This window comes from Deltaproteobacteria bacterium (assembly GCA_028818775.1).
Taxonomy (GTDB): domain Bacteria; phylum Desulfobacterota; class Binatia; order UBA9968; family JAJDTQ01; genus JAJDTQ01.
Window position 1 is genome coordinate 1 of the sequence record JAPPNE010000149.1, and the last position, 9,680, is coordinate 9,680.

At 63.2% G+C, this 9,680-nt stretch carries 10 protein-coding genes; 6 read left to right on the forward strand and 4 right to left on the reverse strand.

Going from position 1 to position 9,680, the window contains the following annotated elements; genetic code table 11:
• Positions 1-182 precede the first annotated feature (182 nt).
• Together OXU42_16205 and OXU42_16210 are read left to right on the forward strand one after the other, a co-directional pair.
• Positions 183-998 carry a cytidylate kinase family protein gene (locus OXU42_16205; protein ID MDE0030930.1) on the forward strand — a complete coding sequence of 272 codons (816 nt, stop codon included), beginning with the start codon at positions 183-185 and terminating at the stop codon, positions 996-998.
• 343 nt (positions 999-1,341) lie between these two features.
• A complete protein-coding gene (locus OXU42_16210; GenBank protein MDE0030931.1) occupies positions 1,342-2,886 on the forward strand; it encodes an AMP-binding protein in 1,545 nt (514 codons plus the stop codon).
• A gap of 298 nt (positions 2,887-3,184) precedes the next feature.
• On the opposite strand, the gene OXU42_16215 is transcribed toward OXU42_16210, so the two are convergent.
• Positions 3,185-4,024, reverse strand: a complete 840-nt coding sequence (locus OXU42_16215; GenBank protein MDE0030932.1) for an alpha/beta hydrolase — start codon at positions 4,022-4,024, stop codon at positions 3,185-3,187.
• A gap of 314 nt (positions 4,025-4,338) precedes the next feature.
• Between OXU42_16215 and OXU42_16220 the strand changes: the two genes are divergently transcribed.
• A complete protein-coding gene (locus OXU42_16220) occupies positions 4,339-4,530 on the forward strand; it encodes a hypothetical protein (protein ID MDE0030933.1) in 192 nt (63 codons plus the stop codon).
• 851 nt (positions 4,531-5,381) lie between these two features.
• Here OXU42_16220 and OXU42_16225 read toward each other — a convergent pair.
• From OXU42_16225 to OXU42_16235, 3 genes are all read right to left on the reverse strand, one after another.
• Entirely contained in the window at positions 5,382-5,723 is a 342-nt protein-coding gene (locus OXU42_16225) for an HU family DNA-binding protein (GenBank protein ID MDE0030934.1), read from the reverse strand.
• A gap of 328 nt (positions 5,724-6,051) precedes the next feature.
• Entirely contained in the window at positions 6,052-6,924 is an 873-nt protein-coding gene (locus OXU42_16230; protein ID MDE0030935.1) for an exonuclease domain-containing protein, read from the reverse strand.
• Positions 6,918-7,871 (reverse strand): SWIM zinc finger family protein, encoded by a 954-nt coding sequence (locus OXU42_16235; protein ID MDE0030936.1) that lies wholly within the window; start codon positions 7,869-7,871, stop codon positions 6,918-6,920. Before OXU42_16235 ends, OXU42_16230 begins: the two co-directional genes overlap by 7 nt.
• A gap of 288 nt (positions 7,872-8,159) precedes the next feature.
• Here OXU42_16235 and OXU42_16240 point away from each other — a divergent pair, with 288 nt between their 5' ends.
• The 3 genes from OXU42_16240 to OXU42_16250 all read left to right on the forward strand — a co-directional run bounded on the left by OXU42_16240 (position 8,160) and on the right by OXU42_16250 (position 9,487).
• Entirely contained in the window at positions 8,160-8,423 is a 264-nt protein-coding gene (locus tag OXU42_16240) for a type II toxin-antitoxin system HicB family antitoxin (GenBank protein ID MDE0030937.1), read from the forward strand.
• A complete protein-coding gene (locus tag OXU42_16245; GenBank protein ID MDE0030938.1) occupies positions 8,420-8,629 on the forward strand; it encodes a type II toxin-antitoxin system HicA family toxin in 210 nt (69 codons plus the stop codon). Before OXU42_16240 ends, OXU42_16245 begins: the two co-directional genes overlap by 4 nt.
• Positions 8,630-8,827: 198 nt before the next feature.
• Entirely contained in the window at positions 8,828-9,487 is a 660-nt protein-coding gene (locus OXU42_16250; GenBank protein MDE0030939.1) for a hypothetical protein, read from the forward strand.
• Positions 9,488-9,680: the final 193 nt, after the last annotated feature.

A 9,680-nucleotide genomic window follows, 5' to 3' on the forward strand; every position in this document is an offset into this window, starting at 1 on the left:
TCCCATTCTCCCCCACCCGCAGACTTCGGGCTCATTCTCTCGTTGGATTCCGCCTCCTCCGTCAGCCTCATGTCTCATTGGAAAACTCTCTTCATTGCCTGTTCGCGGTCCCGGCACTATGCTGAATGTGTGAGGTCAGGCATGGTCTGGTGTCGCGTCCCTCTCGGGGAGGAGGATTGGTCATGGCGATCATCATGATCTATGAAGGTATCCACGGGGCGGAGGAAGTCGCCAACCGGGTCGCGAAATCACTGAACTACAAGTGCGTGGGGCGGCAGGATCTGGCGGCCACTCTGCCGAATTACGGCGTGCCGCGCGCCAAGCTCGACGACATCACGGAGAAGGCGCCACACTGGTGGGAGCAGTGGCTGCAGGACTTGCGGCCCTACCGTATAGCGCTCCAGGCCGCCATGTGCGAGATGGCTCAGGCCGGCCCGATTGTCTACCACGGCCACGTGGGGCACGAGCTCCTTCCCGGAGTCTCCCATGTGCTCAAGGTCTTCGTGACCGGCTCCATGGACCTGCGCATCGACCTGCTCCGGTCGCGCCCCGCGCAAGACGAAGGCGCCATCCGCAAGCAGCTCGAGCACACCGACCGTGCCCGCAGCCGGCGCCTCATGTCCCTGTTCGGCCACGACTGGCAGGACCCAACCCGGTACCACCTGGCGCTCAATCTCGCCATGGGCGTGGACGCGGCCAGCGAGATCATCGGCGCCGCCGCCCGGCTCGCGGCGTTTGCCGAGACGGAGGCCTCCAGGCAAGCCTTCGAAGACCTCGCGCTGGCCAGGAAGACCCAGGCGACGCTGCTTCAGTCCGACCCGTACCGCGAACTGCCCGTCGACGTGAAGGCGCACAACGGCACGGTGACGGTGTCCGGAATGGTTTCCTCGTCGGTTGCGGCGGAAGGCGTGGTGGCAATCGTCAAGGCCGTCCCCGGCGTAGCGGAAGTGACCGCGAATCTCGTGGTGGTGCCGCAAGGGCATTCCGACATCGAATAGCCGAGCCGACATGCCCAAGAGCCGGCGGACCTTTCTTGAAGACTGCCGCCGTCAGATCCCCGTCGCTCCTTGACCGGATCAACCACAGCAATTTGACGATTGTGATGCGAGCCGATAGGATGCCGCCGTTTCGGCGACTGAACGATGGGAGCCCCTGGTACGCGATGACGGTCCCGACAAGACCCCGTGAGGATGAGCCCCGAGACCGGCGGGTCTGGAGGGTCCCGGAGCCGCTTGCCGTCCGCCAGGCGCGAGGGCAGGACGGAGCATCGATCATACTCAGGCGGCACAGCAATCCACACGGCCCCGTCTGATCCTGAGCCACGCCAACGGGTCTCGATCCATGACTACGATGCGGGCGCTGCTGGAACGGGCTGAACGGCACTTCCCGGCCAACCCCGCGCTGGTTCCCGTTTCCGGCGGCCGCACCCTGACATGGAGCGAGTTCGTCGTCCGGATTCGGCAGGCGGCGGGCGCGCTGCGAGCGCTTGGTGTCGGGGCCGGAGACCGTTTTGCCATCATGTGCCGCAACGACCCGCGGCAGGCCGAGCTGATTCACGCCGGCTACTGGACGGGCGCCGTGCCGGTGCCCATCAACTACCGGCTCGCCCCGTTAGAGATCGCGGCCATCTTGGAGGAGATCTCGCCGCGCCTGGTTGCAGTGGAGGACCACTGGGCGAGGCGCATTGCCGATCCGGCTCTCGCGCCGTACCGGGACAAGGTTCTCTGGATCGGACGCGAACACGGCGGCATGCCGGGACGGCCCGTCTACGAAGAGATCCGCGACGCTTCACCCGAGGACTCCGGCGCCGCCGTCAGCGAGGATGACGACGCGTTGCTTCTGTACACCGGCGGCACCACCGGCCGGGCCAAGGGCGTACGGCTCACCCATCGCAACATCGTGACCAACGGCCTCCAGCTCATGGAGCCGTACCGCCTCGCCGAGGACGACGTGATGCTTCACGTCGCGCCCATGTTCCATGCCGCCGGTCTGCTCGGCACACCGCTCTCCCTTGCCGGCGCGGCGCACGCTTACCTGCCGGACTTCACGCCGGATGCATTCCTCGCCGCGGTGGAGAAGAGCCGCGTCACCTTCACGTTGCTCTCCCCGACCATGATCATCCGGATCATCCGGGTGGGAAGGATTCGGGACTTCGACATCTCCAGCCTTCGCAGGATTACGTACGGCGCCGCGCCGATCGACACCGTCTGGATCCGCCGGACGATGGAAACCTTTCCGGGGGTCGAGCTGGTGCACAGCTACGGCCTTACCGAGACCTCGCCGGTTCTGACAACGCTTGGCTGGAACCACCACCTGGGCGGGGAACGGCTGCCCTCGGTGGGACGGCCCGTCCTGGGAGTGAATCTCCGCATCGTGGACAACGAGGGGAACGATTTGCCGGCCGGGGAAGCGGGCGAGATCGCGGTCCGCGGCCCGAACGTGTCGCCGGGTTATCTCGACCGGCCGGACGAGACCGCGGCGGTCTTCCGCGATGGATGGTTCTTCACCGGGGATGTCGGGAGGCTCGACGGCGAAGGCTTCCTCTACCTGCTCGATCGGAAGAAGGACATCATCATCACGGGCGGGGAAAACGTCTGGTCGGGTGAGGTCGAGGCCGCCCTCTACAGGCACCCGGACGTGGTGGAGGCGGCGGTCATCGGCGTCCCGGAGGAAACCAGGGGAGAGACGGTCCTCGCGGCGATCGTGCCCGCACCTGGGTCCGATCTCGCGGCTGGCAACGGAAAGAAAGCTCTCACCGAACACTGCCGGCGGTTCCTCGGTCACTACAAGGTGCCTCGCCTGTACCGCTTCGTGGACGAGCTTCCCAAGAGCGCCATGGGGAAGGTCGTGAAGGCCGAGCTTCGTCGCCGTTACGGCAAGGAATGAACAGTGTTTCCGGGGCTCGTGGCGTTTCGACACCCGCCGCCCATGCCGCGCTTCCTCAACAGGCTACTGGCCCCTCCCATCGACGAGCAGAACCGGCTCTTCTCCGACGCCGGGCCTTAGAGTGGATCCGGGCGTTGCGGCTTGCAAATGACGGCAAATCGGGGAAATTGGCCGAGACGGCGCTGGAGTCATTTTCGCACTCACCTCATGCCTTCGGGCGAGCGCGGAGGTTACGGCCCGCCCAGCGCCGCTTCCCCTCCCACTGTCCCCACCGGCATTCCCGGCAATCCCTCCGAGTTCAGGGCATCTGCCCGGGGTTCTCCAGGAACGAGCGCCATGCGTCCCAGTACCGTTTGCCGCCGGCGCGCCAAGTGTCGTTGTGGCCCGACCGCCGAATGACGTGAAAGCGCTTGGGCGGATTGGCCAGCTCGAACAGCCGCCGGCCGTGAGCGATAGGGACGACTTCGTCGGCGTCGCCGTGAAGGATGAACACGGGTATCCTCACCAGGGGAAGGTAGCGGGTGTTGTCGAACTTCTGGGAAACGAGCCAACTCACGGGGAGGAACGGGAACAGTTCCTTTCCCATGGCCAGCAGAGTCTCGAAGGGCGATTCAAGGATCAGACCGCGGGCGGCGGCGCCCTCGGAGACGATGCGTACCGCCACCGCGGCCCCCAGAGAACGTCCGAAGACGAATATCCGCTCCGGCGGAACCCGCCGGCGCAACCAGGCGTAGGCCGCCCGGGCATCGTCGTAGAGTCCCGACTCCCAGGGCTTTCCCTCGCTTCGGCCGAACCCCCTGTAGTCGAACAGGAAGACTCCTGCCCGCAGTTCCTTGTGGATCGCGGCGATGTTGTGAGCCCGGTGGGAGAGATTGCCCGCGTTGCCGTGCGCCCAGAGCAGCACGGGGCGGTCGGGACCGGGAGGTCTCACGTACCAGCCGTGCAGCCGGACGCCGTCACCGGCCTGGAAATTCACGTCCTCGAACGGGACTCCGTAGTCGGCCGGTGTGACGGTGATCTCGCGGACCGGGTGGTAGAGGTAGTAGTTCTCAAGGTGGCCGGTGTAGCTCAGGGTCATCACGAGAACCACCGGAAAGGAGTACAGCAGCACCCGCTCCCATACCGCCCTGCGGAACATCACGCATCAAGCTCCGTCGGTAAGCGGACTCATTTCGGTCCATGCACATCCGTGCGCCGCCCTGTCTTTCCTTCTTCAGGATACGCTTCCCGGCGGTACGGTGGAAGGCCCAGTGGGTCGAGGAGCCTGTGACAAACCTCGACGCTTTCTGGAGGCAGGCCCAGGACCTTCCGGAAACTCACGTATCACGGACGCTGCACCCGGGAAACAGTCGATCGCGTCGTCCCCGTCTCCATCGGAAGCGGGCAATCGCTTCGCCTCCCCGGCTCGGTCGGCGCTCCGGTTCATGCCGCCACCGTCCTTCCGCCGGGCTAGTGACCAGCGGCTGGACGTTCCGCGAGCCGGACGTCGAACGACAGGCTCCGGCCCCGGCGCCGACACGGCCGTGCGAGATCTCGATCCGCGGCAGTACCCTCTACTACCGCGATCCCGAGGACGCCGAGGCTCTCGGCGTTGTCGACGGCCAAGGCACCCTTTGGCTCAAGGACGTTCCCCATGGCGAATGACCTCGATGTCCAATTTCCGTCGTGCACAGTTCCCCAAGCCCGCCCGGTATACGTATCGCCGTCCGGCCGGCATCCGGGCGCTGCCGCCAAGCCGTGATGGCCCGGTAGGTGTCCCATGAGCGGCCTCAAACGCCGTGCGGCTAGTCTGGCCCCGCAGGCGAGGTTATCGGCCGTGAAGGTCGCGACCAGCAGTTGATGCCATCGATCGGGGCCGCAGACATCCGTTTCCAGGAACTGCTGTGGACCCAGCACGACCATCGGCAGGAGGCGCGCTGGCTGCCCAGCGTGTGCCCACCAGGTGCTTTCCACCTCACCTATATCGATTGGTTGACATGACACGGCAGCATGCGTGGATCCGCCGACAGTCAGCCCAAAGGTCAACACCGGGAAAGAAGGCTGAGCGCAGGACCGTGCGGAAGACGGCACCGTTGTCGGCTTAGGCTACCCTCAACAAAGTCGCAATTGGCGACGGAAACGCACGACTGAGTACCAGTGCCATCGAATCATAGGAGGGTTTCAAACTTGGCTGTTGTAGGGCTTGTCCTACGTCGGCCACCCATAACTACCTGAAAATAAGGAAGTAAAACCCTTCCCTCGAAAGACTCTATGATGCGCTCACGAAGAATCAACACATAGCCAACACCGCGTTTCCACCGCCTGTGCGCGACCCCGGCATCTCCTGGCGCCCTATGGCGCCGGCACGTCGCATCGGGGGCGGCGAAGTTCCATGCCGCGTGGAGTTTCCAACCACGGCAGGCACTGGGACACACGAACAGATGTGGCGGCGATCGGCAACCATCGCTCTCTCGGTCCGAACAGCCTAACCGTGCTCCCTTCCCTCTGGCCCGGGCTTACTCCGTCATGCACTTGAGCCCGCTCAGGGGTTGAACCTTCACCGCCCGCGATGCGGGCTTCGCGGCCACCGTGATCTCCTGTCCGGTGAAGGGGGAGAGCATCTTACGCGCTTTTGTTGCGGGCTTACGCACCACCTTGATCTTCAGCAGTCTGGGAAGCGTAAACGTTCCCACCGCGCGTTTCTTGACGTGACGCTCGATGACCACTCCGAGCTGGTCAAGCACCGAGGCCACGTCCTTCCTTTGGAGCCCGGTCGATTCGGACAGGGCGTCCAGGAGCCGACTCTTGGTCATGGCCTCCTTCAGGGCCGTGTTCGTGCGGTTTGCGGCTTTCGCCATCTCATTTGTCCTTCCATTGCTTGCGGCCGCCGTGGAAAATTTAATCCGAGGGTAGCCGACTGGCCGTCGAAAAGCGAATCGTTCCCGACTGGCCAAGCACGAAGGTTCCGGCAGCGGCGATGCCGCTTCGAGTGACGGTGGTGAAAACCAGTCTCGATTGATGGGTGGGGGTCCAGAGGGTTTCCTTTCGTTGGGTAGATCGGCGGTCACCGTGAGGATGACCGCTGTTGCTCTTGGGCCCCTACCCAAGAGAGCCCCTAGGTGGGGACCTTGACGGCGCCGCCTGTCAAGGTCCCCACAACCCCATGGGAGGCTTCCGGCCCCTCTCTTAGCCATCCTCTTCGGCCAAGACCATCAGCTCGCAGAAATCGTTCTCGGAGAGAATCTGGATCTCCGCGCCCCGCTTGATCAGAGCTTCCGCCTTCCGGTGCTTGGTGCTCTTTTCGTAACCCTTGAGTTTCGTCCTGTCCTGCGTTCCGACCACGAGAAGTGTTACCTTTTTGCTGACGTTGTCGGTCACGTTGCAACCGGCCTTTGCGGCCATGTCGGCTGCTTCCCTGCGAACCCGGGAGAGCGCGCCGGTAAAGACAACGGTTTCGCCAAACAGGGCCCCCTCCACGTCGCCCTCTCGTTTCGCCGATGCCAAAGCCTTCGGGAAGATTGGGCGCTCCACTCGCTGCAACCATTCTTCAAGGTCCAGATCCGTGTCGGCATGCGCTCGGAGCACAATCTCTGCCGCAGCCTTGGCGTCTTCCAGGGCGTTGTGATGCTTGAACTCGATGTTGAGCACTTTGGCGACATTCTTGAGTCCGTATCCTCTGCGTCCGAAGAGGTCTGGCCATGCGCGCCGGACCACCTTTGCGCTGTCGAGCCACGTAACCTGAAGCGGTTCCAGGTCGTACCGGTTCGTGGCGCGCTCGAACGCTACTCGGTCAAAGGCGGTGTGACTGACCACAACCGAGTCGCGTAACCGTTTGCGTAACTCATCGCGAATTTTCGGTAGGGTTGGGCTGCCCCTAACGTCCTCTTCCGCGATTCCGTGAATCGAGACATTCCAGTCATCGAACCAGTCCTCCGGGTCCACGAGGGTTTGCCACTGATCAGAGATCTCACCGTCCCGGACGTGGACGATGCCTATCTGGCAGATGCTTGCGCGATCCGCGTTGGCGGTCTCCACGTCGAGCGCATTGAACGTCAGCATTTCCCAACCCTCATCCGGCGCCGAACAGCGCCGCGACGTCCTTTTCGGTGAGCGTCAGGGGGCCTTGGCCGGTTCCCTCGAACAGTGCATCCGCAAGCGCCTGCTTGCGGACCTGCATGGTCTGGATGGCGGCCTCGAAGGGTCAGGGAGGAACCGCCACGGTCCCGCACCGACAGCCGTTGCTCACCGGATTCGCCAACATCCCAGAACAACTCGCATCGCCGCGGCGGCGCCCACGACAACCCCATCCCATGAATGTCGTGAGCGCGGGAGCGGCCCGTCTCCACGATCTCCCGGACAAGGCCCACCAGGACGTCGCCTTCCGGCCATTCGGAGCGCGGTTCGAGGCCGTCGTCGGCGAACAACGCAAGTTTGCCCAGGAGACCGGCATCCTGCACGGTCAGGTTCCGTCGGGCCCAGGAGGAACGTCGGTCGAACCGTCGGAAGTTGCTGCCGATGGTGTGGTCCTTCCTGAGATACGCCCGGTAGGGGTCGATGCACATGCCGCGCATCTCACTCCGGTGGATGACGTAGAAGAGATGCTCCTGCCCGGTCGCCGGCGGCCCGGACGGCCGGACTTCGACCGCCGCGCCGTTCCGCCCGGACCAGCGATCGAGCCAGCGGCGGACCTCGTGCGGTACCGGGTCCCGAGCCTTGGACCCGGACGGCGCGTTGCACGCGGCCAGCAGCAGCGCTGCCACATGCTTGCAGTTGAAGCCCAGCGGGCAGGTGCAGGTTCCCGACACCGAGAGCAACGCATCGTCCACCCCGAAAACCAACACCGCCCAAACCTCGTACGCGTTGGCCCGGCTGCCCGCCACCCGCCCATGGACTCGCGACCGGGCTTCGAATTCCACCGAACGCACCATGCCGCGCTCGAAATACTCCAGACCCCGCGAGAAGTCGGGCTCCCCGAGCGTGCGCCGGAGGTCTCGGCTATCGAACAAACCGGAACTCCGCGCCGGATGCTGGCCACGTCCACCGGCCGTTCGACAAGGTCCGCCGCATGCCGCCGACCGCCCGGCGCACCCTTGAGGAATGCCGCTCGCTTCGGATATTCATGGTCAATGCGTCACGGCCGTGGGGCGTTTCCGGATCTGACGGCTCCTCATGGATCACCTTCCGCCGGGACACCCATCACTCTGGGCACCCGCCTTTCTTGCCACGACCGGAATATTCCGGCAAACTTCCGGACCACAGACGATGCCCTGAACGTCTGGGTAAAGGATGCTGAAATGGAACTGTACAGACTAAGATTCGCCCTGCGGGATCCGTCGGATGAGACAGAAGGCAAGTACCTTGCCGAAATCCCCGACTTGCCCGGCTGCCGCGCCTGGGGAGATACCCGTGCACAGGCGCTGGAGAGCCTTCAAGGCGTTGCCACGGCGTTCATCGAGTCCTACCGGGACCGGGGCGAGCCGCTCCCCGAAAAGGTTGAAGCAGCCATCGTTGACGCCCAGAAGTACGAGGGTCTCGGTGAGGTCATGGTTGCAGTTTGAGATACGGCGAACTCACGCGCAAGCTGCGCCGACTCGGATGCCACCTTGACCGACGCGCCCGCGGCGACCACGAGATTTGGATTCGATCGTCGAACGGCCGCAGGACAACCATCCCCAACTGGGGCAGCCATGAGCTGAAAACGGGAACAGTCAGAGCCATCCTGAGAGACCTCGGCATCACGCTTCAGGATTTCGACCGTGCGTGAGGCGTAGCCACCAGCTCGACTCGCCGCCGTGGCGTAACCCTCCTCCAACTCGAAAGTAGGAGGTTGTGTCTGAGATCGGCGAAGGTCTCACCTACTGTGTCCTGTCCAATCCGCCTCTCGCTAGAACTGCTCGCGCGGGTCTTCTTCGGGGATTGAGCGGCCCTCCGTACCCATTGACCAAGAGAGAAAGATTGGGAAATGCTATTTTGTCTTGTCAAGGTCTTCGAGCAAGAGTGTCATGCCGAAAAGTTCCGAAAGGGAACGCTCTTTGCTCGCAAGCTATCGCACTTCCGCGAGCTCGAACAAGGGAGTCGAGGAGATCCGACTGAAGGCACCATCTGGCATCATCAGCCGGACCAGATCATAGTAGAGATCAATGGTATACGGCTAGATGGGTTGATCGGTCCGGTCAGGATGGCAAGCAACGCTGCTCTCGACTTGAACGTGTTCTGTATGACTGCCCTCCATAATGAAGACGTTGAGTATCCAATCGACCCAACTGTTCTCCAGGATAGAATCATCCAACCTCAAGGGTATCTCAAATTCGGCCGATTTGCCGTGCTTGTCGTCGATGTGGGCAAGTTCCTTGAAAGAGTCGACAAGGCTGCCAGGGCGCACGGCTATCGGTTTGGTGGAAACCTAGTGAAATACTACGACCCCGGGATCTTCAACGGCCGGTTCGATGATCCGGCCCATAGAAAGCCAATCCAGTTCGCGGATGAGCGGGAGTATCGCCTGGTTTTTCAAACTGATGCTGAAGGTCCTCTTGAGCTGGAGATCGGAGACATTCGCGACATCACGATTTCAATGCAGTCGTCAGAGATCACGAAGAATACACGTATCACTGGCAAGGATTGAATGTACAGACATCGCCCGCCGTCGCGTCGATGTCGGCGCCGACGCGGTCCCAGCCTCGCTCACGTCGCCAATCAAACAAACGTTTTGAAGCTATGGAAGCCCGAACGGCTAATGCCGAGTTTTCTTCAGAATCACGTTTTCTCGTACATGCCCCGGCCGGTGCGCCTGATCCGATTGCGGTAGGGACGCCGGT